The 22630-nt window shown below is 65.5% G+C and carries 19 protein-coding genes; 3 read left to right on the top strand and 16 right to left on the bottom strand.

The window, feature by feature from the left end; all coding sequences use genetic code 11:
- Positions 1–94: 94 nt before the first annotated feature.
- A complete protein-coding gene (locus tag EAH89_RS17505; protein ID WP_140885000.1) occupies positions 95–904 on the bottom strand; it encodes a phage antirepressor KilAC domain-containing protein in 810 nt (269 codons plus the stop codon).
- Between the two features lie 405 nt (positions 905–1309).
- Here EAH89_RS17505 and EAH89_RS17500 point away from each other — a divergent pair, with 405 nt between their 5' ends.
- Both EAH89_RS17500 and EAH89_RS17495 read left to right on the top strand, forming a co-directional pair.
- Complete coding sequence (locus EAH89_RS17500) at positions 1310–1846, top strand: hypothetical protein (protein WP_140884999.1); 537 nt, start codon at positions 1310–1312, stop codon at positions 1844–1846.
- 250 nt (positions 1847–2096) lie between these two features.
- Positions 2097–2693 (top strand): hypothetical protein, encoded by a 597-nt coding sequence (locus tag EAH89_RS17495; RefSeq protein WP_140884998.1) that lies wholly within the window; start codon positions 2097–2099, stop codon positions 2691–2693.
- A gap of 1912 nt (positions 2694–4605) precedes the next feature.
- Here EAH89_RS17495 and EAH89_RS17490 read toward each other — a convergent pair.
- From EAH89_RS17490 to EAH89_RS17480, 3 genes are all read right to left on the bottom strand, one after another.
- Positions 4606–4878 carry a hypothetical protein gene (locus EAH89_RS17490; protein WP_140884997.1) on the bottom strand — a complete coding sequence of 91 codons (273 nt, stop codon included), beginning with the start codon at positions 4876–4878 and terminating at the stop codon, positions 4606–4608.
- Between the two features lie 613 nt (positions 4879–5491).
- On the bottom strand, positions 5492–6868 hold the full coding sequence (locus EAH89_RS17485) for a TIGR03013 family XrtA/PEP-CTERM system glycosyltransferase (protein ID WP_161993659.1): 1377 nt from the start codon (positions 6866–6868) through the stop codon (positions 5492–5494).
- A gap of 995 nt (positions 6869–7863) precedes the next feature.
- Complete coding sequence (locus EAH89_RS17480; RefSeq protein WP_140884995.1) at positions 7864–8157, bottom strand: hypothetical protein; 294 nt, start codon at positions 8155–8157, stop codon at positions 7864–7866.
- Between the two features lie 1309 nt (positions 8158–9466).
- On the opposite strand from EAH89_RS17480, the gene EAH89_RS31380 reads away from it, so the two are divergent.
- Positions 9467–10375: a hypothetical protein gene (locus EAH89_RS31380; protein ID WP_161993658.1), complete on the top strand. Its 909-nt coding sequence runs from the start codon at positions 9467–9469 to the stop codon at positions 10373–10375.
- Between the two features lie 93 nt (positions 10376–10468).
- On the opposite strand, the gene EAH89_RS17465 is transcribed toward EAH89_RS31380, so the two are convergent.
- Genes EAH89_RS17465 through EAH89_RS17420 form a run of 12 tightly spaced genes read right to left on the bottom strand, consistent with a single transcriptional unit; the run spans position 10469 to position 22622 of the window.
- A complete protein-coding gene (locus tag EAH89_RS17465) occupies positions 10469–11719 on the bottom strand; it encodes a glycoside hydrolase family 108 protein (RefSeq protein ID WP_140884992.1) in 1251 nt (416 codons plus the stop codon).
- Entirely contained in the window at positions 11719–11877 is a 159-nt protein-coding gene (locus EAH89_RS31375; RefSeq protein WP_161993657.1) for a hypothetical protein, read from the bottom strand. Before EAH89_RS31375 ends, EAH89_RS17465 begins: the two co-directional genes overlap by 1 nt.
- A 47-nt stretch (positions 11878–11924) precedes the next feature.
- Positions 11925–12380, bottom strand: a complete 456-nt coding sequence (locus EAH89_RS17460) for a hypothetical protein (RefSeq protein WP_140884991.1) — start codon at positions 12378–12380, stop codon at positions 11925–11927.
- Between the two features lie 19 nt (positions 12381–12399).
- Positions 12400–12834 carry a hypothetical protein gene (locus tag EAH89_RS17455; protein WP_140884990.1) on the bottom strand — a complete coding sequence of 145 codons (435 nt, stop codon included), beginning with the start codon at positions 12832–12834 and terminating at the stop codon, positions 12400–12402.
- Positions 12835–12883: 49 nt separating this feature from the next.
- A complete protein-coding gene (locus tag EAH89_RS17450; RefSeq protein ID WP_140884989.1) occupies positions 12884–15544 on the bottom strand; it encodes a hypothetical protein in 2661 nt (886 codons plus the stop codon).
- Positions 15545–15554: 10 nt separating this feature from the next.
- Entirely contained in the window at positions 15555–16052 is a 498-nt protein-coding gene (locus tag EAH89_RS17445) for a hypothetical protein (protein WP_140884988.1), read from the bottom strand.
- On the bottom strand, positions 16052–17221 hold the full coding sequence (locus EAH89_RS31370) for a hypothetical protein (protein ID WP_161993656.1): 1170 nt from the start codon (positions 17219–17221) through the stop codon (positions 16052–16054). Before EAH89_RS31370 ends, EAH89_RS17445 begins: the two co-directional genes overlap by 1 nt.
- Positions 17222–17233: 12 nt before the next feature.
- A complete protein-coding gene (locus EAH89_RS17435) occupies positions 17234–17791 on the bottom strand; it encodes a hypothetical protein (protein ID WP_140884987.1) in 558 nt (185 codons plus the stop codon).
- Between the two features lie 23 nt (positions 17792–17814).
- Entirely contained in the window at positions 17815–18069 is a 255-nt protein-coding gene (locus EAH89_RS17430; RefSeq protein WP_140884986.1) for a hypothetical protein, read from the bottom strand.
- A 5-nt stretch (positions 18070–18074) separates the two neighbouring features.
- Positions 18075–21743 (bottom strand): hypothetical protein, encoded by a 3669-nt coding sequence (locus tag EAH89_RS17425; protein WP_140884985.1) that lies wholly within the window; start codon positions 21741–21743, stop codon positions 18075–18077.
- Between the two features lie 11 nt (positions 21744–21754).
- Positions 21755–21919, bottom strand: coding sequence for a hypothetical protein (locus tag EAH89_RS31365; protein ID WP_161993655.1), 165 nt, complete (start codon positions 21917–21919; stop codon positions 21755–21757).
- A gap of 46 nt (positions 21920–21965) precedes the next feature.
- The gene (locus tag EAH89_RS17420; protein ID WP_140884984.1) at positions 21966–22622 is read right to left on the bottom strand and encodes a DUF2635 domain-containing protein; all 657 of its coding nucleotides are present in this window, start codon (positions 22620–22622) and stop codon (positions 21966–21968) included.
- Between the last annotated feature and the right edge of the window lie 8 nt (positions 22623–22630).

The raw sequence follows: 22630 nt of genomic DNA, 5'->3' as shown, positions 1-22630 counted from the left end.
CGATCTGCTTAGCGCAGCCTCAACGCGTACCAGCCGCCGCATCTCAGGTGGTGCGTCCGCTGCCATCGCCTGGGCGCGGCGGGAGAGCGCGCCTTCAGGCCGCCTCCCCATCAACGGTTGCTAACCGTGCCGCGGACCCCATCAGCTTGGCCAGCTTCGTGAGGCCACTCGGCGTTACCCGAACCTGTTCAGTCGTCTTCTCCGTACCATCGGCCCGAAGGACGGTCGTCACCTTATGAATAAGGTCTCCGGTGATGATCCGCGACTGGTAGGCACACCAGTGATCCGCCCCAGTGCGACGGTAAATCCAGCCGTGCCGCTGCATGAAAGTAAACAACGCCTTCGGCGCAACCTGCACCAGCTTCGCTGCGTCCGTGATGCAGTGGCTACCCTCAACTTCGGCGAGCCGATCAAGCGCTTCGGCCTTGGGCAAAGCCTCTGCGAGCTTCGCCTTCTGCCGCTCCACCGTTGCTTGCAGCACGGTCATTGCGCGAAGAGCCAGCGCTTCAGGCGTCTCGTCCAGCGCCGCCATCAGGTAGCCGCCCGTCTTGCGGATCGTGGGCAGGACCTCGGACGTCACCCACTTCTTGAACCGCTTTGCCGCTTCCTTGCGGCTGGTCAGGATCAGGCTGTAGAGGCCGCTCTCGCTGACGACGGTGGTCAGCTGCTCGCGGCCGATGGCGTCGGTAATACCGACACCATCCTTCTCATCATCATCTAGGCGGCTGGCCGCATCCCGGGCATTGCTGATTTCCAGAACTCGGCAGATGTCGGCCAGGACGAAGCGGGGCTCGTCATCCAAAGTCACAACCCGGACGGCCAAGCCCTCAAAGTCGAAGGGCACGATCTGGACCGGTTCCAGTTGACCAAGGGGGGCTACGCCCCCGATACCTGTGTCGCTCATAGCCGAGGTTCCTTCTCGGTTGTGGGTTGATGGCCCTCTGACCCGTTGACGCGGGTCTGGGCCGGAGTAGCGAGGCCGGCGGCGGGGTCTGCCCTACGAAGCTTCCCCGTCCGCCGGCTGACCGCCCGAACCAGGGCGGGTAACTGCTTCTAGGCCGCGCTGGAGCAGTGTCCGGATCGTAGCGGTCCGACTAGGCATTCCTGCCGGCACCCCCCACGCATCTACTGAGTCCAGCTCACCCTTCGGCATTTCGATAATCACACGAGCCTTGTCGTCCGAACCCGCTCGGCGATAGCCTGCCGCTCCCATAGTCATCGCATCACCTCCTTGCTCACCATATGCCATACGATAACGCATACTGCAATGCTGGTGACGCGGGGCGGACAAATATGCGAACTGCAGCGCATGACCGACCGGAACCCCCGACACCCTCCACCCAACCCTGTACCGGTGTTGGTGACCAAGCCTGCGGCGGTGTTGGCGCCCCAGTCGCCGACCCCCAGGGCCGCATCCACAGAACGAAAGATCTATGTTCTTCCTTCCGAACAAGTGGAACGAATTCGGGCTTATCAGGTAGCTAACGGTATCGGTTCAGAAGTGGAGGCTGTGCGTCGTCTGCTAGATACAGCATTGGAAATGCGGGATACCGTTCACGACCTTCTTATCAAACTCAAATCCCGATACGCGCAGGAAAAGGATCTTCGGGTGCTGGCCAAAGATATTCTTGCCGGCCATTCCCGTGTTCGATCGATTGCGTACACCGATGATGGACTTGAGTTCTCTTTTTCATCTGAGGAACGCGGCAAGATAAACAACAAAGGGCGCATTTACGAAGGCGAGGGCAGCTATGACGACTGGACCGAAGTCAAACCAGCGGTGCCAGGACGGGCGAGCAGCTGGGACGCCCCCAAAGCCGATCTGGACGACGATATTCCGTTCTAGGAGTGGCCCCATGTGCCGCGTCGCCCATTCACAGAAGACTGCCACGAAGACCGCAACCCAAACCAAGACTTGCTTGCATCTCACGCTTGCCGAGATAGCCCTAAAACCGCTGTGTCTCGTGGTGGTACTGGCTGATCTGCGCGGTGGTGCTCCCTGCCTTCGACGGGCGTGGGGGTGATCGCCCCCTCTTATGCGAAGCGCCTCGGCGCTTGCCTGTCCGAGTAACCCGCGTGTAGCAGGAAGCGCCAGCATGTGGATGCAATTCGTCTTCAGCCCGCCCAAGCCGGGTGAATGGCGCACTCTGCTCGACCTCGCCCCCATCCTGAGCAGCGCGGTGGCGCTGCTAGCGGTGTTCGTTGGACCTTGGGTCCAGATGAGGATTGCAAAGCACCAGATCGAGGCTAGCGCCGAAACAGCTAAGCGTCAGCAGGTTGCTTCTGTGGTTTCGAGTAATCGCGTCAGGTGGATCGAGGAATTCCGCAAAGAGATCGCGGAGTTCATCGCCGCGTGCCACCTTCATGAGATTGAGAAACACGACCTGGAGGAGGCGGAGACGGCAGGTGACAAGGACTGGGCAGAGCAGTGTCGGACGGCACGCGACGCATCCTTCCTTCGCGTTAATACGCTGCTGCACACACTCCGGCTCAAGCTCGAGCCGACAGATCCTCTGCGACCACAGGATCAAGAGATCTGGGATACGATTGGACGATTGGATCAGCTTTACGTCCACGAGTTCGAGAGTCTGATTGAATTTGAGAAGGCGTTTTTTGCCGAAGTTGAGCCCCTCAGCAGGGCTGTTCGTGCAAAGCTCTCTGCTGAGTGGAAGCGTGTTGAACGGCTGGAGTGATCGGCGCTCAGACCCTCGGGGTAGATGTGGGGCACGCCGCGCGTCCGATATGGAGAGGGGAACCAGTGGCTCGGCTAGTGCGGCGGGGCCATTCGGACGCGGTATTTCAGTTTACCAAAACCTGGCGGGATAAAGATGACTGGAAATCTCCAACAGCGCGCAGCAGAGATCGAGGAGAAGGTCCTTGCGGCAGGCGAGAACCCTCCTCGGGGATTATCATCAGCTGCCGCTATGCGCCGAGAAGCGACACGCCTCTGTGGCACCGAATGGCAATGGGAAGTTGTAGAAGGGATTGGAGGAACGGCCTCCTTCGCGATCCTCGCTTACCGTGGGCGCCAATAGCTACAATGCCTAATGCTGTCCGAGGCATCAGGAACAAGTTCCCCGTCTGAGAGGATGACTGCTGGCACCTGACTACGCCAGCGGGCAGCCGGTGAAAGCCCGGCAGTGCGACTACCCCCCCTCTGGAGACGGTGCGTGCCTGACCCTTGTGACGCAGCGATAGCGAAGAAGCTGGACTTGGAGAGGCTGGTCCACAACGAGCGGGTTAAGCTCAGTGCGACTTGGTTCAACTCGCTCAGCGTTGCGTGCATCATAGCAGGGTTTGTAACGATGGGCATCGTCATGATGTCCTCTGAGGGCAGAGAACCTTTCGTTATTATCACCTTCCTTTTTATGCAGATCGCTCTTTATTCGGCCGGTGTATGTTTCCGAATGGTGGCTAATTACTGGCTCATTCGCCTTAGATAATGTGCGCGTCTCCCCTGGCGCGCTCCCTCACTCGCCGCACCCTGCCGCGCGCACAGCGCGGTTTAGGAAGAGCGGGTGCCGTCGCATGACGGAGATGCTGCGGCCCAGCTCCTGCCGCGAGGTGATGACGGAGGTGTAGAGCTCCTCCCTGTCTGCCTTTGCTGATCTAGCGAAGCGCGCGGCTGGAAGTAGAAACCGCCCGGCAAGGGATTAGGATTGCTCCCTCCTGCCGAGCGGCCCCACGTCGCAGCGTCCAGCGATCAACCAGGCTGCATGCCAACCCTTTGCGAGAGAGCGGCCGACACCGGAACTTAGGCGGAACGGAACTGATTAGCAATGAAAAGCGGTCGGCAGGCCAGCTGGAGATCGGCTACTTCGAGCCTGCCCGTGTGGCGTGCCCGGCGATCTCGTCACCATTCCTGCCAGCATGCATCCTCGTTATCCCGCTCCTCCCTGGTCATTGTCTCCCGCTACTCCAGCTCACGTTGGTAGAGCACCCAGCAGGCAAGGCCTGCGGCAATGACCAGATTTGCGAAGATCAGCGCGACCACGCCTTCGTCGCCTCCGATGGTCGTGAGGGTTCAACTACAATGCTTACATACTTCGGGTTAAGAGGGACACGTTACTCCGAAAACAGAAAGACCGGCAGGGGGGACACCCTGCCGGCCTTCCTACTTCTCAGGGTGCGGAGAGCAGCCCCACCCCTAGAAGTCCGAGGGGGCCTAGCGTGGCACCAGTCACAGCCACCGCAGGCCAGGCCAAAAACCACTTCATGCGCGACTTGATTTTCCGACGGCCCTCTCGTGTCCCGAGCACACCACGAGAAGGCGAACCGAAGGTTAAAGCGGCGAACTTTCCAGAAGGGCTTGATGGAGGCCGCTCAAGCGGACGCGCCATCGGTGCTGTCCATGACCTTCCGAACCGCTCTGTCTTCATCGGGACAACTCGGGATCGGTTGGCCTACCGCGGCATGTCGCACAGGACAAATCTGATGAACCATGACGTGCATGCCATGTCTGACACTAGGTGCCTGCGTCCACTCGAGGCTCGCTCCCGAGAGGCGCATTCTCTGATCCACGTCGAAGATCGCGCCGCATCTGCCGCACACTGCTTCTGCCATCAAGCTTCCATTGGTGAGGACCAAGCTGGTGTGGCGACGGGATCAGGCGTCAGCCAGTTGCCCCTGAAGCTGCTGAGTGGCCGCGTACAGAGCGGCTGTGATGAGGGCGGGATGCTTCCACTGGTCATCGCCCGAGCACGGAAGCGGCGCCACGGACAGGTGCTCAGCGATGCGCCCGCACGCGTCCTGCAGCGCCGTGCAGCGCGCGGCCGGATCATCAACCTCGGCAAGGTACATCTCGAGGCTGGTCAGCAGGGCCTGCTGAAGCTGTGCGGCAAGAGCGGGTTGCGAGTGAGCCAAACCGAGGATCTCCAACTTCAGTGCCGCGTCGTAACTGTCGCTAGGATTCGCACACTCTCCGCCATCTGTCAGCCAAGACGACAAAAGCTAACGTTCCGATAGTCGAAGCTGTTGCTGTTAGGAAACAGCGCCTTATGTGGATAACTTCGCGCGGGGGCTTCGCTAACAAGGGCAAATAGCTAGAGGAATCGTACCTCGGATCCTTGCTTTCGATGCGCTTTATCAAGGAAATTACCTGCATCTTCAGTCACCTGAAGAGTCCCCCTCACACCTCCCGGGTGCCCCTGCCATGTCGCTGCGATCAGGCTCTGACTGCCGCCTCCAGAGTGAGCTGCGCTCGGTGCTAGCCACCCTGCAGTGCCTATCGGACTACGCGGCCGAGCAGGGCGACAGTCGGTCCTCCTCGATCCTCGGCAACGCCGCCGGCCTCCTCGAGCTGTCGCTCGTCACTCCCGGCGCTCAGGTCCCCATGCGTCCAACCGTACCCACCCGTGAGCAGCTAGCTGCCGCGCTGGCTTAGCTCCCTCCAGACCCTACTGCCCGGCATCTGCGGCGGCCCCTCGAAGGGCCGACGTAGCACGCCGGGCGGTGTCGACGGTTCCTGATTGAGGGAGCTACTTCCTCAGCCCTACCTCACGCCACTCGGCCAGAACACCACTCGAAGGGTCTGCAGGATGATGCGGATGTCGAACAGCACGCCATAGTTCTTCACGTAGAAGAGGTCGTAGCTGAGCTTCGAGCGGGCGTCGTTGAGGGAGGCGCCGTAGGGATAGTTGATCTGAGCCCAGCCGGTGAGGCCTGCGCGCACTAGGTGCCTCTCCTCGTAGAGGGGCAGCTGTGACGCGAGCTCGCGGACGAACTCCGGCCGCTCCGGCCGGGGACCGACGAAGGCCATGTCGCCCCGCAGGATGTTTAAGAGCTGCGGCAGCTCGTCGAGGCGGGTGCGCCGGAGGAACAGCCCAGTTCGCGTGATGCGCGGGTCGTCAGTCGCTGCCCAGACGGCTCCATTGCGCTCCGCATCCGTTCGCATCGTGCGGAGCTTAATGATGCGGAACACTCGCCCGCCGCCTGAGACGCGCTCCTGGCGGTACAGGATCGGTCCGCGATCAGTGAGCTTCACGGCCAGGGCGGCAGCAAGCAGTACTGGGCTAAGGCAGACGAGTAGGACCGTGCTCACGCCGATGTCGAGCGCTCGCTTCAGCAGGCGGTCCGTCGTCCGCACAACAAAGCCGTCGGCATAGAGGAGCCAGCTGACGTCAAGGCGCTTGAGGTCGATGCGGCCGATCTCCTTCTCGAGGAAAGCGGCGTACTCGCTCACCGGGTAGCCGGCCATCTTGCAGGCGAGCAACCCCTCCATGCAGAGACCGCGGCGCTCGTCAGGGGCGACGACGATCTGGTCCGGGTTCAGGACCTGCGCGGTAGCAAGCAAATTAGAAGCGCTTAGCACAACGCTGCTCGCTGGATCCTCCGCGATCCGGGCATCGGTCTCCCCCATGCGAGCGTCGTGGACGAAGACAACGTCAAAGGCGAGCGTCCGCGCCTCGTTCCGCAGCATCCAGACGAGGTCCCAGGCACGGCGGCCGGCCCCGATAACGAGGAGGCGGCGCCGGAAGAGGCCGCGCCGTCGGAGTAGGTGCAGCACAAGGCGCGCGCCCAGAGCTGCGGCAGCGAAGGCGGGTAATGACGCAGCGAAAAGGAGGTGCGCTTCGGGTGTGCCGAAAATCGTGGGCAGGGTAGCCGTCGTGGCCCAGGCGGCTAAGCCCCCGGCTCCAGCGGCGACCGGCAAGCGCCCAAGTGCCTTACCGACGTCGACAAGTGCTTCGCGTCGGTACAGGCCAAAAGCGTAAAGGAGGCACAGGTCTGCGATCGGGAAGAGCACGGCGCCCAAGCCGACCGGATGCAGTTGCGGAGCAAGCTGCAGAACAATGGCACACGCCGCAGCCAGGAAGGCGAAGTCCAGGAGGAACAGGACGTGAGCGGCGCTGAGGCCTGAGCTCTTCTTCATGGTAAGCAGAACTCCTGGCAGGACCTCGCGCGGGCATTGGCCTAGCAGCGGGGTGACGGGATCTCCAGCCTGGCTAGTGAGGATGGAGTGGCGCCGCCGGCGTCCTGCCTCGGCCTTGGAAGCGCTAACCCTGTCCAATCCATCTGGAAGCCGGAACCGGGCAAGGAGGAGAGGGTGACGCGCGTCATCGGAGCCTGATGCCTTTCGGACCATGCTGGTCCGACCGATGGCTTCAGGCACCCGCAAGATCGCAGGCAGACGTTGCGAGACGCTTAAGGCTAAGGTCAGTGCGCGCGGGTGGTATGCTCCTCACGGTGCTCCCGGCATCCTCAAGCCGCGACGTACCGAGCGGTGCTACTGAGCGCTTAATCCCACAATGGCTGGAGGTTAAGGCGAGATCCGCCACTCCCGGCCGCTCCGCATCGGGCGCCCCCCCCGGCCGTCCTGTCGCAGCCTTTCCGCCAGCATCGAGCCTTGATGCTTAGCGGACCATCGCGCCTTCCCGGCTCCCCGCGGACTTTCCACGCTGGTCGCGGCCCTCTCCAAACCCAATCATCCAGGCGCGCCGCTCCTTTTTCCTGGAGTGCGGATACGGACATTCGGTCGGCCGGCCAAAAGGACCAGCACCAGCCTCCCGGCCCTCGATTCCTGCTATGATCTGGGCGTCCGTGGGGCGGCTGACTGAGCCGCCCCTCTCCTCGCGAAGATTGCGCATGGCCTTACTTTGGCACGACTGAGTTGAAGCAGCCTAAGTTAATCGGGCCGCTTCTCCCCTTCCCACGCGGATCATGCACACCGGTAGCGGAATGCCTCTCGCCCTTCGTCCTCGCTCGCCACACGCCTGCCGCGCGCACCGCGCCATTCAGGAAGAGCGGGTGGCGCCGCATGACGGAGAGGCTGCGGTTTAAGTCTTCCTGCCTGCCGATGGCAGAGGTTTAGCGCTCCTCCCCGTCGGCCTTCTGGCAGGCGATGAAGTAGGTCATACGGGCGCGCTCTTAGCCAAGCCGGCCATAGGCGGGATCCATCGTTGCGAGTTTATCCCGGGTGATCTCCATGGCGCTGACGCTGCCCACCAAGGAAAAGCCCGGGTGCTGCGCTTCAACGTTCCACAGCCAATGTTGGGCCAAAGCGGTTGGGTCGTCCATTCCTATACGAAAGCCGTGCGCGAGAACGATCGTGCGTGTTCCATCAACTTCACTTCGGCTCAGCGTCGCCGCAAAACTGAATAGTCGCCGCACCCCTGTTCTCGTCGGCATGAACTTCGTTCTGCTCGTATCATCAGCGCTCATGTTTCGGCCCCTCTGGTGTGAGAGGCAGGACCACAGCGTGGACGCGCGGCCATCCACCCGCGGCTGCAAAAAGGTTATCCATTGCCTTGCCCAAGGCGGCGTTGCTGAAAAGGTTTCCGGCAGACACAAGGCTTGCAATGATCTGGTATGCCTCGGCGCATTCCCCTCGAAGTCGCACAATCTCAGCGGCTGCTTCCCACTCCATTGAACCAGCCGTGCCGGAGCTGGTGAGCCGATCTGTAATGTCTATTTCGGGCATAGCCATTGCAACCACTTCCCCCGACAGTCCATTCGGCCAATCCACCTAATCTGACAGTGGGTAGGGTTGCCTAGTGCGCAATGCAGGGGCACTAGCCGCAATGGTTACGTCGCTGTCAGGTTTGAGCCTTGCCCGCTGGCTACCTTGCCCAGACCTCAGCCAGCCCTTCCGCCAGGAGCAGGTCCTCGATCTGGTCCCGTCGTCCAGCAGCGCCTCGCACAGCCAGCGCCTGCAGCAATTTAACGATCAAGCTTCGGGCGTATAACGAAACGGGTGACAGGAGATGCGAGAGCCCTGGCGCGAGCTTCGCTCCCGACGCTATAATCCGTACCTCTGCCGATCAGCCACCCAGTTCGACCTTATTCCCGATGCCGTGCATGGCACATTGAAAGACTGGGAGTCGCGTTGCTGGAAGCGCGCTAACACACCCAGACCTTGCAAGGGCGCGCCTGCGTTCACGTCGCCACTTCCAGCTGATCCCTCAGCGCACATCACGAACTCCGCGGTGCTATGTTGCCTTCCATAATGCTTCCAATCGGCCACAGGGCGTACCAAGCTGGCTATCCTCTGTGGGATGCGGGGAGTGAGGAGATGTCAAAGCTCGCAACATACTCGCTATTGGGCGCTTTGCTAGGGGTTGTTCTAGTCTTTTGGATTCAACCAAATACGATGGGCGGCGTCTCATTCTTAATTCTCAGCTGTGTAACGATAGTGAATACTTTGGCTGGAGCCGGCGTCTTAATTCAACGTCGCTTCGATGGTGTTCGTCCGAAGGAGTAGGGTTATGGCCAGCTCCGCAATACTCCATTTTATTCGAACAGGCAGCAAGCAAAAAAATTGTTCTTGCTATGCCTATTTGCCGCGACAGTTTCTTATGCAAAACCGGCCCAAGCGCAAAATCGTTTTTGGCTCGCCAACAACTCGGGAGACACCATCCAGGCGGTTACATTCTCGGCTTCACGTACGTCGTCGTGGGGCCCAGACATTTTAGGCTCTAGCATCTTAGCGTCCGGGCAAAGAGTATTCGTCACCCCACTATTTCGAGACTGCATGATTGATGTGAAGGTAACCTATGTCAGCGGACGTGAAGAAACTCGCATGGGTATAAATGCTTGTGCGACGACTTTGGTTTCTTTCGGTAGTGCAGGTGCAGGTGCAGGTGCAGGTGCAGGTGCAGGTGCAGGTGCAGGTGAACCTAGAGATACTGGGAGCAGCCGGCTTGAAAGGCTTGCTCCGGACAGATCCATTGGCGCAACGCGTGGTATCAGGCCGCCGGATGTTTCGACGGCACAACCTCCACCGCTGCCATCTTTAGCCGCACCACCGAGTAATTCAGCCTCCCAATCGGTGGACCGGTTTCATCCTGCGCGCATCACTGCGCGCGCTGAGAACATTCCTCCAGCGGGAGTTGGTGCATACGGAGTTTTAGCGTTGAGGCAGCGTTTAACTCCAGCTAACCAATCGCGATTGAAAGCAGCATGCCTGTCTTATATGGCAACCCTACCAAGGCGTTCGAGTTTGCCAAGCTATGTTCCCCTCGAGTGGCAAATGCTTACAATCTGGCCTTCAGTAAGCACGAACTCAATCGATGATGCTGACCAAAACTGCGATCAGATGCTTGAAAACTATGATTTAACTGGTGGTTTAACAGCAATCGAGGACGCACGACGTCAGGGCGCAAATATGAACGGCCGCGGTCCATTTCTGATCGGATGGTCTCCGGCCCAAAGCCGAGGCAGGGCCGACGCTGTTGTACTCGTAATTGACATGTCTTCTTATGAGCACCAGCAAAGTTTTGATGAAGCCTTCATTTTTTGGCAACAGAAAATTGTGGGCGACCCAGAGCTATGGAGATCCGGTTTCTCATTAGAGCGTTTCCGTGTCGCCGTGCGTGAATTTGCCGACCGTTACGGCCAAGGCATCATTGATAGTGTGGCTCTCCTGAAGAAAGGAGGGTGAATAATTTAGTCAGGGCAGATGGTATAAAGGTTGACCTTCTCGAGTGGGTTCCCAATTGCGAGCATAGGCTCTAGTCGATTGACGTTGTCCTGCTCATGTCATTGCAAGTGCCTTCTGGCGCACTCCGTCGACCCGGCGCGTCCACGAGCGCCCGAAATCGTCCCACCCGTCGAGTGTCTGGAGGTACGCCATCCGTGCTGCGCAGATCCGCGCGATGGCCTCTGCGGGCGCCGGCGCCGCCAAGGCGGCGAGTGTAACCGGTCCCACAGCGCCATCCGCCTTCACGCCGAGCGCCTCCTGGATGACCTTCACGGCCCGCCCGCTGTTCACGGCGAAGTCGAAGACGCAAAGGTCCACCCCGGCCGCCATCTGATCGCACCGGTTCACGAGCCAGTACTGCGCTTGGTAGATCGCGGAGGCCTCCTCGACGGTCAGCTCCCGCACGTCCTCCGTCGTCACCGGCGTGCCGCGCCAGGCGGAGAGCGTGCGATGGGTGATCCCCCGGTTCGTTGCGCCGCCCGGGTCCTTAGGGTTGTCTGCAAACCCGCCTTCGTTCGCCAGGATCACCGGCAGGCAGGCGGCGAAGCGCGCAGACGTGGAGGCCGCTGAGCCGGCCGGCCGGCGGATGCGGGGCTTCTCGCCGAGCTGCGCGGCGTTGTAGTCGTCGGCCTCCATGCCCGGCGGCGAGGGCTCGCGCACCTCCGCGGGCGGGGGTAGCGGCAGGCCGCGCTCCGGTGGCGGCGCGTGTGGCGCAGCCATCGGTGGCGGCAGAGGGTTCGCGTTGACGTTCTCCGCAGCCCCGACGGTTACCGAAGGTGTCTGCGCCGCTCCCGCTGCCCGCTCGTCCTTTGCCGCACTGCCGCGGCTTGAGCCGATCCAGTAGGTAGCGGCCGCGATGGTCAGCGTCTTGACCGTCTCGCGCATGTCCATGTCGACCTGCAGGCCGCCGAGGATGATCACAGCGAAAAGGCTGAGCAGCACAGCCGTGACCACGGGAGCGCCCCAAGCCAGCACTGAACCTTGCCCGGAGAGAGCAACCGTCTGCTGGCGCGCGCTGGCTCTATCCGCCAGGACCGCCTTCATCTCATCGAGTTTCGCCTGATCTCGCGCCGCCTCGCGTCGGGCAGCAATCTCAGCGAGTTGCGCCAGGATTGCGTTAGCGGTCTCAGGATCGGCAGCCGCCGCACGAATGGAGGCCTCATCGGCCCCGCCCGCGTGCTTCGTGACGACACCCGCCACTGTTGCCGCCACCTGGTCAGCCGTGCTGCCAGGGAACAGCCGCGCGATGAGGCCTGCAGCAACCGGGATGAGCTGAGGGAGAAGGCCAAGGACAAAGGCACCCATCAGCGCGCCCCCTGCCAGATAAGCAGGCCAATCCCGACGGCGACGACGGCGAAGAGGACGGTCCCGGCCCAGCCCGATTGGTAGGCCCGCCGTCCGCCTTTCCAACTCGGCATCAACAGCACGGCGACGCACACCAGCGCGCCCCAGATGAGCCACATGGCAGCCTCCACGATGTCAGGGGCCGGGAAGCCGCCCGGCGGCGGTGCTACTCGGCCGGGTGTCGGGGGATCGGCTCTTCCAGGTCGGTCGGCAGGTCGAGCGAGCCGGACCAGGGTGGCGGTTCTATGCCCTTCGACCGGGCTAGATCGTCGGCCGCCTGCCGCGCGTTCGCCGCTCGGTGCCGCATCCCCCAGGCCGCGCCCTTCCACCAGCGAGCAAGGTCCCAGCCGCGGTCGCGGTCACGCTTCGTGTCGGCATGGGACCGCTCTTCGGCGTAGCGCATCGTGCGCTCGCGGTCGCGCTCGGTGCGAAGAGCTTCCATGTCGGTGCGCATCTCGGCGCGCCACTTGCGGTCGTCCTCGACCTCGTCCCGGTCCTCTTCGCGCGCCGCCTTCTGGGCGTTCGCCCGGGCGGTGGCGCGCCTGTCCAGCCAGCCCCACAGGATGCCGCCCCCGGCTAGGGAGGTGGCGATGGCGATGGCCTTGCCGGCCAGGTCGAGCACAGCCTCCAGGCTCCAAACATCACCAGTCGCGGGCATGGCGCGCGATGACGAAGAAGTTCGGGAGGCCGACCGCCGTGACGAAGCCCACCAGGAGCGGCGAGTACGGGAAGAGTGGCCAGACCATCACGCCGATCAGCGCCACCAGGTTCAGTGCGCCGAAGGCGGCGCAGGCGCGAATGAAGCGGACGTTGAGGATCAGCCCCAGCATCTGGACCGTCGCGCCACCGCCCACGAAGGCGACCCACCACCATCCCGGCAGGATGTCGGTGAGTAGGTTGAGGCTCTCCCATTCCTCCGGCCCTTTGCCGCCGAGCGGCATGGAGAGGGTGTAGGCGCCGAGGGCGACGGCGCTGAAGAACTCGGCCCAGCTCGGCTCGTCTCGGAAGATGTTCGAGAGCCGCCACCCCAGGAAGCGGAAGGCTAGGCCGAGGTTCCGGACGGTGCGGGCGGGCATGTCTTGCTCCTCCGGCGACGCCATCAAACGCGGGTAGGCCGGCATGCGCTCACGCCAGCACCTGGGAGGGCGTCACCACGACCGGCCCTTCGTCGACGGCTGCCGCAGGTCCTGTGCACTCGCCGCGCACGTGCCAGACACCGTGCTCGTCGGCGACCCAGTCGGCGGCGAAGGTGCCGACGCTGAGCTCGACGGGCACGAGCGGCATGACGTGGGCGGTGATCGGTGAGCGGACCGTGATGGCCACGCCCGTCGCTGGCATCGCCAGTCCGTCGGCGTCGACGAAGCGCACGACGGCCCGGCACTGCTGGCCCTGGCTTACCCTGAGGGGCACCATCTCGGGATCTCCTGTAAGGGGCAGCCTGAGCATGCCCAGGCGAGCGATCAGGCGAGGCTCAGCACGCAGGGCGGCACGGGCCGCCAACCGGGGGCTCAGTGCGGCACGGGCCGGCAAGCTGGCGGTGAGATGCGCGAAGGTGGGGATGATCCCCTCTCGGCTGACCGGACCGGCGCCGAGGACGACGGGCGCAGCGATTGCACCGCCGCCAACCCCCGCGAACGTGGGCGCTACGGCTTGGCCCGCTCCGGCGAGCTGCGGACCCCTGACGGCCGCCGCTCCGAAGGCGACTGTTGGGGGAGCGGTGATCCCCATTCCGGCCGCGTTCGGGCCGGTGGCCACAGAGCCGCCGATGCCGCTGAACATCGGGGGAGTAGAGCTGCCCGCAGCCTGAACGGTCGGCCCTGCAACGCTGGCAGCCGCAGTGCCCTGGACCGGGAGAGCCCGGGCACCCGAGCCGGAAAGAACCGGGCCAGAGACGGTCGCGCTGCCCGTGCCGGCGAAGATCGGGGCACCCGCCGCGCCACCTCCGACTACCCTGGGGCCGGCTACCACGCCGTCGCCTGCGCCCGCGGTAGATGGTCCACCTGCCGAGCCTGAGGCCGCTGCGGTGGGCCCGCTGGCTACCGCGGCCCCGCTGCCGGTGAAGCTTGGGCCAGACCTGCTGCCGGATCCTGCCAGTGCCGGGCCGGACACCGCGCCCGTGCCGCTACCAGCGAAGCCGGAGGCCGTGGCTGTCCCCGAGCCCGCCGCTCCCGGGCCTTCAACCGTTGCACCGCCGCTGCCCGTGATCCCCGGTGCTACGAAGGACCCGACAGCAACCACGATCGAGGCGGCGATGGCGAGCGCGCCTGAGCCCGAAAACACGGGTGCTGTGCGAGTGCCTGCCCCAGTTGCCGCCGGGCCGGCCACGACGACTGCGCCCGTGCCGTTGACGACCGCGGGGGAGAAGGCACCGGAGGCAGCCACAGCTGGCCCGGCGACAGCGCCGCTACCGCTGCCCGAGACACCTGGTGCCGCCGCGGCGCCGCTGCCGGCCAGGACCGGGCCAGCCACGACAGCCGACGCAACGCCGGTCGCGGCTGGCTTCTGGCTGGCGCCTGAGCCCGCCGCCGAGGGGCCTGTTACCGAGGCTGCCGCTGCGCCAAGGACGACTGGCGCTGCTTGTGTCCCGCTACCGGCAACGATCGGGCCCGCGACGGCTGCTACCGCGGTTCCAGAGAAGGACAGCACTGTTCGGCTGCCGGCCCCGACAATGGTTGGCCCGGCGACCGCCGCAGCCCCCGAGCCGGCAAAGGAGGGCGCCGCCGACGTGCCAGTGCCCGAGAGGAGCGGGCCGGCGACTGCTGCGGCTCCCGCGCCGGACGTTGATCCGCTCGGCGAAGCAGGGGCGACATAATCGGGGTTGGCGGTGTCGCCGATGGTCTGCGCGGCCCAGCCCGAGTGCTTCTGCCGGCTGCTCCCGCCGAAGCCGTGGGCGCCAAACCCGCCGTAGATCGTTGCTCGCGCCTTCTCGGGGCTGTTGAAGTCGAGCCCCTGGCCACCGACGAAGAGCATGGCGCGCTTGGCGCTGTAGCTGCCGTAGGAGTCAGGGCCGCCCGCGCTCGAGGCGCCGTTCGTCCATGAGGTGATCTGGGTGTTGTTGTCGTCGAACGGGTTATCGTTGGTCTCGAGCTGGACGACTGATGCCGTTCCAAAGGCCGGCATCGGGGTTGAGAAGTCGTAGCGGTAGCCGTTGTCGGAGTAGCTGTAGAGGTGCTCCGCGTAGCTGCCATAGGCGGCCCAGAGCGCCATGGAGGCGACGTTGTTCCAGTCGAAGTCCCGGCCGTCACCGACCAGGGACAGCGTGCGGCCATTGCTCACCCAGGCGTCGTGCCGGACGATCATCGTGTAGAGCATGCGCCAGCGGCTCGAGCCGTTGGGCGTCGGGACGGCGTAGGCCGGGATGACGGGATCGACGGTGTAGAGGTACCGGACCCCATCATCGTTCTGAATGCCGACCACGTCGGCGATGCCACCCAGCGTGTCGAAGGTCACGCGGGGCGCCGTCGAGAAGCCCGCCGTGACGAACTTGTTCACGCCGTCGTGGAAGTTGACCTCGAGCCAGCGCGCATGGCCGCCCCCGGCCGTCGCCCAGGCTTTGTCGGCCGAGGTCGCGGTGCCCGTCGAGTTGACGTTGACGGTGCGCGTCGCGTTGTCGAGGCTTCGCTGCCAGAGACCGGCCGCCCCTGTGTAGGCGGACGAGGTCGAGCGCAGCCCGAAAGCCGGAAGCGCCTCGGTGAGCCCGTCCATCGGCGGCGGGAGCGGAGCGGCCGGAGATCCTGCCCCGGCTTGGAAGGCGCTGCTCTGGAATGCGCCAACCTGGAAGGCCATGCTGACCTCCCTAGAGGCTGTCGCAGACGCGGAAGAATTCGTCCGTGGCTGCCTCGTCGAGCCCCTTCGACGCAGCGAACATGACGATCAGCGGGTTATCGCGGTCCACGTCCACCATCCCCGCGAAGTCGAGCCGCGCTTTGAAGGCGAGCTCAGCCGGCAGTTGGTTGACCAGCTCCTCAATCTGGAACGGCAGGTCGCCGAACTTGGCCGCTGCCAGCAGCTCCTCAGGTGTCGCGAAGCCGTAGGCACCGAGCCCGGCCAGGAACCGTAGCAGCCGCACGCTGGATGGCACCGGGAGCGGTGGCGCCGGTGGCGCCGGCGGCTCCGTGAAGGTGAGAGCGTACCCCTGCGGCAACCCCATGGTGCTGCCCTCGGGGAGCATCACCGTGTTCTCGACCAAACCGTCCGGCGCGATCACCCAGGCGCGCACGAGCACCGCCGGTGGCGCTGACGGTGGCGGAGGAGACGGAGGCGGGGGACCGAAGGGCGGTTCGACCTCGGGCATCAGCCGATCCACCAGATGCGCAGCGCACCACCACCCCCGACGCCGCCCGCGCCAGAGGTCCCCGAAGACGTGGAGGCGATGGAACCGCCGCCGCCGCCGCCACCGCCAGGGAAGCCACCCGCGCCGCCAGCACCGCCCGAGCCGGTGGAGAAGCTGGATGCGCCACCCCCACCGCCACCGCCGCCAGGCCCGAACCCGGCCGTGGTGGTGGAGGAGCCCCCCGTGCCAGCAGCGCCCGTGGCGGTAGTGGATCCGGCCCCGAGCGCCGCGCCGGTCGCGCCGCCAACGCCACCAGCCGCACCGCCGCTCTGCGGCACGTTGGAAGCGTTGATGCCGCCGCCAGAGCCACCACCCGAGCCGCCCGCGGTATGAATGGTGCTCCCGCCCGTGAAGGAGGCGCCTGCGGTGCTGGTTCCTGCCCCGCCACCACCGCCATAGGGCGACGAAGCGGAGACGCCGACAGCGCCAGACCCACCCGCAGCGCCGCCGCCCGCACCCGTGGTTGTGGCACCGACAATGCCGGCGCCAATTGCGCCGCCCGAGCCACCGCCATTGCTCGCCGTCGCGTTTGCATTGGCGAAAGAGCCCGAGCCGCCGCCGTAGGCGGAGAGGATGGAGGTTGAGGCAATGGTGCCGCCGAAGTAGCTGTTGCCGCCGAGCCCCCCGTTTTGCCCTGCGCCGGTCGTCACGCCGCCGCCAGCCGTGCCGCCCGCGCCGACCAAGTAGGGGATCGTAGCGCCGAGCTTGGCGATGAGCTGAGGCACCGAGAACAGGCCCGAGTTGTGCCCACCGCCGCCGCCGCCACCGCCACCAGAACAGGCCGTGCCGGCCGTGGTCTGCTTGGAGCCCGAGCCCCCGCCCCCGCCGCCTCCGTAGACCTCGACCAAGGCCCATTCCGCCCAGGCTGGCGGCGTGATGCTGCCGGAGCCGGATGTGTAGGCGTCGGCCTGCATCTGGGCGCCGATGGTGAGCACGCCGCCAGACAGCGCGGTGGCCGGGGAGACGCTGACCTCCTCCGCCGCGCCCGTGCCCGTCCCGGTGCGCCCTACCAACCGCCCGCTGGCCAGCGACAGGCTGTGATCGGCGTTCCAGTCGGAGGGCCGCACGAGCGACGTGTCGGCGTCATCGGTGCCCGTCGAGGTCTTCGAGTGCTTGACAGTGAGCGCCACCGCCGTCGCCCCTTAGGAGGCAGACTGCGTGTAGGTCAGCGAGCTGACGGTGACGGTGCCGAGCTGGACGATGCTCGGGCCACCGGAAAAGGTGATCTCCGCCACACCCTCATAGGCCCAGGTCACACCGCCATCGGTGATCGTGGCGCCAATTCCAGTCGGTCCGCCAGAGGCCGCGGCGGTCCCCGCGGCCGTGGCGCGGTACTGGTTGCCGCCGTTCACGACGCGATCCCCGATCGCGTAGGCCGTCGAGGCGATCCAGGAGAAGGCCGCCCGGTAGTCCACCACCGCGGTCGTGCCCCCCGCCTCGAAGGCGCGCGCAAAGGTCGGCCGGCCGGTATTGTCGGCGCTGCTGTCCGCCGTGATGGCGTTCGCCGCGGCGGTGCCGTTGGTGGCCGCCGCAAAAGCGGTGGCGCCGAAGGTAAGCTCCGCCAGGAGGGTGTTTCCCGAAAGAGCTGTGTTGGCATCGACGGGCGGTGTCCCGGTGTAGACGCGCAACAAGCCGCCGTTGAGGCGCACGGTGACGGCATCCGCCGCCCGGTTGCGGTTGGCAGTCGTGATTGAGGGCATAGCCCAATCCTTTCAGGGGAGGGTCAGGGAGTGGGCGGCAGGAGGCCGCGCTCGACGTGCCAAAGCCGGGAGGCCTCGCAGTGGCCGACGCCGTTGAAGGGCAGCTGGTCCAAAGTCCGGGCCAGCGCCTGTCCGAGAGGGCTGCCCCGCGCCGCGAGGTGGCCGCAGCGGGCGGAAAAGGTGACCGCACCATCTCCGCCCGTGACGCCGTTGAGAAAGCGCGAGGCGCCGGAGAGCGTTTCGTGCAGCCAGCCCTCCTGGGGCTCGACGGCGGGCATGCCCGTTACGCCCAGGCCAGCTCGCGGAACCAGTCGAGTGGATCACCGCGCACGTCGCTCAGGGCGAGGTAGGGACCAGAGTCGTTGGCGTGGGCCCGGTGCTTGCCGCACACTGTGCGGGCATCGGCGTCGTTGGTGATGGATGCGATGAGCACGTTGGACCGCATCTGCAACCTGCCGTAATTGCCGGCATCCCACTGGTTCGGGCCCCACTTGGACTCCGCCGCGTTGGCCAGCTTCGCCCAGGTGTTCTCGGTAAAGGGCGGGTTGAAGATGTCGTGCGAGCTGCTGACCATGAAGCGGTAGGTCGCGCCCCGGCCGAGTGGCATGACGTCCTCGTGCATGCACCGGCCCACGTAGAAGTTCTTGGCGAAGCTCTGCGTGTAGGTCATGGCGTTCTCGCTGCCCGCCACCACCGCGGCCCAGGTGCCCGCCATGGCGTGGTCCATCATCCAGGCCTTCAGGTCCCAGAGGTTGCCCACCCCCGACTGTCCGTAGGGGCTCGAGAACGGCAGCCAGCCATAAGTCTCACCCTGCTGCGCCCGCCATGCTGGCACTTGGCTGAGCAAGTAGCCGAAGTTCCAGTTGAGGACCCGGCGCATCGGCAGGCGGATGGCAGAGCTGTCTGGGGCGAGGCGAACGGTGAAGGCGATGTCGCGCGCCGCCCAGCCCGCCTGCCGGGGCTGGTTCTCCTGCATGAAGCACCAGTCGTGCCACTCGCCGCCGATCTGGCGCCAGCGAGCGTCGACGAAGGTGCTGCCGAGGGTGTAGCAGCCCTGCCGCTCGAGGGCGTCGCCGAACTGGCGGCGGCCCGTGATGAGGTAGGCGGCATAGGCAAACATCGGCTGGTGGGCGCCGTCCCAGTCGCGCTGAATGGCGAACTCGGTCCGGATCATGTTCGGCGGGTTCTTGCCCTGATCCGTGCCGCGGTTGCCGTAGTCCCACCAGGCGCCCGGGGTGCCAATCCCCGGGAAGTTGTTCAGGGGGACCTTGTTGATCGGATCCCACTGGTTGGCAGGGATGCCGCGGAAGGCCTCCGCCTGAGCGATGACCCACTGCCGTGCCCGAGGGTCCATCGTGACGAAGTAGGTCTGGGCCCACTGGGTCAGCACCCCGATGTCAGGGCGACCACCCGTGCCGCCCATGTTCGGGTTCTGCGTGCCTGCCGTGTGGTACGGCAGGCGGAAGTTGCCGTCCGCGGCCGAGGCGTAGCCAGCGAGCAGGCTCTCGTAGACCCCGGAGAGCAGGTCGTAGGGCGGGACCACGGCGAGGCGCTGCAGCTCGCCGGCGTCGAAGATAATGCAGGTGTCCGGAGGATTGTTGCTCGCGTTCTGGGCCGCCGAGAGGGAGGTCTGGATGAACTTGCCCCAGCCCCCGAGATTGTAGATCCGCTGGTTGGTGCGCTGGATGACCGGGGTGCCACCCTGGGTGATGTTGATGTCGACGAAGTAGCTGCCGACGTCCGAGACCCCCGGCACCCGGCACTGGTCCGCCATGATCTCCCAGGCATAGTCCTGGTTCCCGTCCTTGAACGTCGTGACGTCGACGTTCATGCGCAGGGCATGGCCGCAGTTGATGTAGAAGCGGCGCTCGGAAGCCAGCTTGCCGGAGTACCGGACGTCGCTCGAGGTTGCCCCGGTCAGCAGCTGCGAGGGGGCCATGTTGAAGGTGGTGTTGACCACCGTCTCCGCGCCGCTGTCGTCGATGTAGGTGTCGTAGTAGACACCACCGATGGTCACGTACCGCTGGACGTTCGCCAGCCCCTTGCGCTTCTTGTAGACCACCGTGCCCGCGATGGGGCTGGTGGCATAAGCGTCGGTGCCGACATCCGCGCCGCTGAGAGGTGTCGCGGTCTTCCGCAGCATGGCCAGCACCGCCGCGCCGTTCACGATCTGCGGCTGGGTGGTGATGATCTGCGCGTGGTCTACGCTTCCGTCGTCGGCGTGCTTCGACAGCACCACCATCTGCGCTTCCTTGGCGGAGCCCGCGTAGACGACCTCGATGTTGTCCGTGGGCTGGACCTTGCCCGGCGCGAAGTTGATGGCGAAGAACATCATTCGCTGCGGCAGCGTGACCCCGCTCGGGCCGGTGAAGCCGAAGCCGATGATGTCGTTGGCCGAGCTCGGCTGGGTCACGGTGGGGGCGAAGACCACGCCCGCCACGGTGCCCGTCGAGGGCATCGGCTTGATCTTAGTGGCGGGGTCGTAGACCCGGGCGAAGCTGTCGTAGGCGGTGCTCGGGGTGGTGTCGACGGGCGTGGTGCCGCCACCGGTGGAGCCGCCACCGGTCGAGCCACCGGTGCTGGCGGTCTCGTCGGTGCCGGTGAGGTTGGCGGCCTGCCGGGCCACCCAGGCCGCGTCGACGGCGCTCTGCGGCTTCAGGCCGAGGAGCCGGCTGAAGTGCGCGACGAGGAGGTCCTCGTCGCCGAGCGCGTCGGTGACGTAGACGTCCGACACATCGAAGGCGGCGGTGAACTGGTAGCCGTCCGGGGGCGTGTCCGGAAAGACCGAATTCCCCATCATCAGCTTGCCGGGGAACGGGTTCGCGATGCCCTGCAAGGTGCCGCTCACCGCGTCGTTGATGCGCAGCCGCCCTGTGCCGTCGAGGTTACGGCGGAAGGCCATAACGATCGGGGTGTCGAGAGAGGCCGGCACGTCGCCGGTCTCGTAATCGTAGTTGCCCAGGTAGATGCCTGCATCCGGCCGGAAGTAGGGGCGCAGGAAGGGATAGTGGTTGTTGGCGTTCGGGGCGTCGCCCATCACCGTGAGCGGGGCGCCATAGCCCTGCGGCTGATTCGTGCGGCGCCGGATCACCGCCACCACCAGGATGCCGCCGGTAGACGAGTTGATGGTGGAGCTGACCAGCCGCTGGTTATTGCCGTCGAAGGTCAGGTAGGGGCGGCCGTTGAAGTAGGAACTCTGGAAGCCCGCATCTCCCGGCTTGCGGAAGGTCGGCGCGTTCGGCCCGCCGCCGAGCACCAGGTCCTGAGCGATGGCCGTCTGATCGGCCAGGACGGAGACGACGCCACCCGAGGCGGTCACCGGCGTCCCCGCGAAGGAGCTGAGCAGCTTCGACCCGCTCAGCACCAGGCGGGCGCCCTTCAGGCTGTCGAGGGGGTTGGCCGGCACTGTCCCAGCCGTCACGGGGATGAGGATGCTGGTGACCCGCGGGCTGTTCGTCGCGCCCGCCAGGGTCTGGGACAGGTTGAGGGTGATGTCGCCCGCCACCGTGAGGGGGTTCGCACCCACCAGGATGGCGGTCTTCGTCGCGTTGAGGGCGAAGCGCGTCTCATCCGTCGGCAGGGCGACGGTCGCCCCGGCGGCAGCGCCCGCGATGGTGGCGATGGTGGCGCCCGCGGCGGTTGCGGCCGTGCCAGTCTGGAAGGAGGTCGCCGCGAGGGCGATGGTCAGCGCCGGCAGCGTCACCGACGGCACCACATCGGCCAGGAACTGGACGGGCGTGCTGTACCACCACTCCTCGGCCGTGCCGTTGGCGTTGATCCCCTTCACGCCGGCCCGGAACCACTTCTTGTCGTCCTCGGTGGGCGGGACGTAGGTCGTCGCCGTCGCGCCGGCGACGTCGGTCCAAGGGCCACCGCTCGAGGCGCCGCGCTGCCACTTCTGAGCGTACCCGGTCGGATTGTCGCTCCAACCGCCAAAAGACTGAATCTGCATGCGACGGGCCTCTAGAGCTTGATGACGGGGGCGGCGCCGGTCGGCGCAGGCGGGGAGGGGCGCAGGGGCTTGGCCTTGCCGGCCAGGATGTCGTCGAGCTTCTTCATGATCAGGGCCTGCTGGCTGACGTGCGTCAGCAGCAGCTCCTTCACCGAAGGATCCTTCGTGGTCGCCATGGTCGGTCTCCGAAGAGGCGGGTGTGCGGCCCTGGCCGGTCGGGCCTCAGGCGGTGATGACGGGGGGGCTGATGCCGATTGGGACGCCCAGGCTGCCCGCATTGATGATCGGCGGTGTGAGTCCGACCGGCACGCGCAGCGGTGTCGTGGTCGGGGGCGGGGTGGGCGTCGTGCCGGTGGGAAGGTTAGCGAGCTGCGTGCGCAGCGTGTCGATCTGGATCTGCAGCGCGGTGTTCGCCGCCTCGACCGTTTGGGCGGAGGCGAGAGGGGCCACGGCAGCCCCGATCAGTGTGGCGACGGCCGTGTCGGAGAGCACACCCGCAGCCGCGGCGGCCGCGGCTTCCGCCGCCTCTTCCGCCGCGGTGCGCGCCGCCAGCACGTCGGCAATGACGCTGTCGCCCAGGCCGGAAAGGAGCTGCCAGCCCGCGGAGGTCCCCAGGTAGACCTCGAGGCCGACCAGGTCGGTGTTGAACCGCACCATGCCCGGGGAAGCCGGATCCGGCCGCTCTGCCGTCGTGCCGGGCGCGATCTGCTGGAAGATGGGGCGGATGGGTGTGTAACCCGGAGGCGCGCGGGTCACGTCGCCGTCGAGGATGCGCTTGTACCAGTAGTCTGTATCCGGCACGGCCCTCCCCTCGGGGGGGAGGAAGTCGTGCTGGTCCGGATCCGTGATCTGGAAGCCGGTCTTCGGGATGACAATCATGGCCGACC

This window comes from Muricoccus nepalensis (assembly GCF_006438825.1).
Taxonomy (GTDB): domain Bacteria; phylum Pseudomonadota; class Alphaproteobacteria; order Acetobacterales; family Acetobacteraceae; genus Roseomonas; species Roseomonas nepalensis.
The sequence above is the reverse complement of the archived record's forward strand: the minus strand, read 5'-3'. Positions and strand labels throughout refer to the sequence as shown.

Coding starts and splice junctions, on each gene's coding strand:
- EAH89_RS17445 (WP_140884988.1), bottom strand. CDS start 16,052: ATGCCCGAGGTCGAACCGCCCTTCGGTCCCCCGCCTCCGTCTCCTCCG.
- EAH89_RS17450 (WP_140884989.1), bottom strand. CDS start 15,544: ATGGCCTTCCAGGTTGGCGCATTCCAGAGCAGCGCCTTCCAAGCCGGG.
- EAH89_RS17430 (WP_140884986.1), bottom strand. CDS start 18,069: ATGCCCGCCGTCGAGCCCCAGGAGGGCTGGCTGCACGAAACGCTCTCC.
- EAH89_RS17500 (WP_140884999.1), top strand. CDS start 1,310: ATGACCGACCGGAACCCCCGACACCCTCCACCCAACCCTGTACCGGTG.
- EAH89_RS17465 (WP_140884992.1), bottom strand. CDS start 11,719: ATGGGTGCCTTTGTCCTTGGCCTTCTCCCTCAGCTCATCCCGGTTGCT.
- EAH89_RS17435 (WP_140884987.1), bottom strand. CDS start 17,791: ATGCCCTCAATCACGACTGCCAACCGCAACCGGGCGGCGGATGCCGTC.
- EAH89_RS31375 (WP_161993657.1), bottom strand. CDS start 11,877: ATGTGGCTCATCTGGGGCGCGCTGGTGTGCGTCGCCGTGCTGTTGATG.
- EAH89_RS31380 (WP_161993658.1), top strand. CDS start 9,467: ATGATTGATGTGAAGGTAACCTATGTCAGCGGACGTGAAGAAACTCGC.
- EAH89_RS17485 (WP_161993659.1), bottom strand. CDS start 6,868: ATGAAGAAGAGCTCAGGCCTCAGCGCCGCTCACGTCCTGTTCCTCCTG.
- EAH89_RS31365 (WP_161993655.1), bottom strand. CDS start 21,919: ATGGCGACCACGAAGGATCCTTCGGTGAAGGAGCTGCTGCTGACGCAC.
- EAH89_RS17480 (WP_140884995.1), bottom strand. CDS start 8,157: ATGAGCGCTGATGATACGAGCAGAACGAAGTTCATGCCGACGAGAACA.
- EAH89_RS17495 (WP_140884998.1), top strand. CDS start 2,097: ATGTGGATGCAATTCGTCTTCAGCCCGCCCAAGCCGGGTGAATGGCGC.
- EAH89_RS17505 (WP_140885000.1), bottom strand. CDS start 904: ATGAGCGACACAGGTATCGGGGGCGTAGCCCCCCTTGGTCAACTGGAA.
- EAH89_RS17425 (WP_140884985.1), bottom strand. CDS start 21,743: ATGCAGATTCAGTCTTTTGGCGGTTGGAGCGACAATCCGACCGGGTAC.
- EAH89_RS17420 (WP_140884984.1), bottom strand. CDS start 22,622: ATGATTGTCATCCCGAAGACCGGCTTCCAGATCACGGATCCGGACCAG.
- EAH89_RS17455 (WP_140884990.1), bottom strand. CDS start 12,834: ATGCCCGCCCGCACCGTCCGGAACCTCGGCCTAGCCTTCCGCTTCCTG.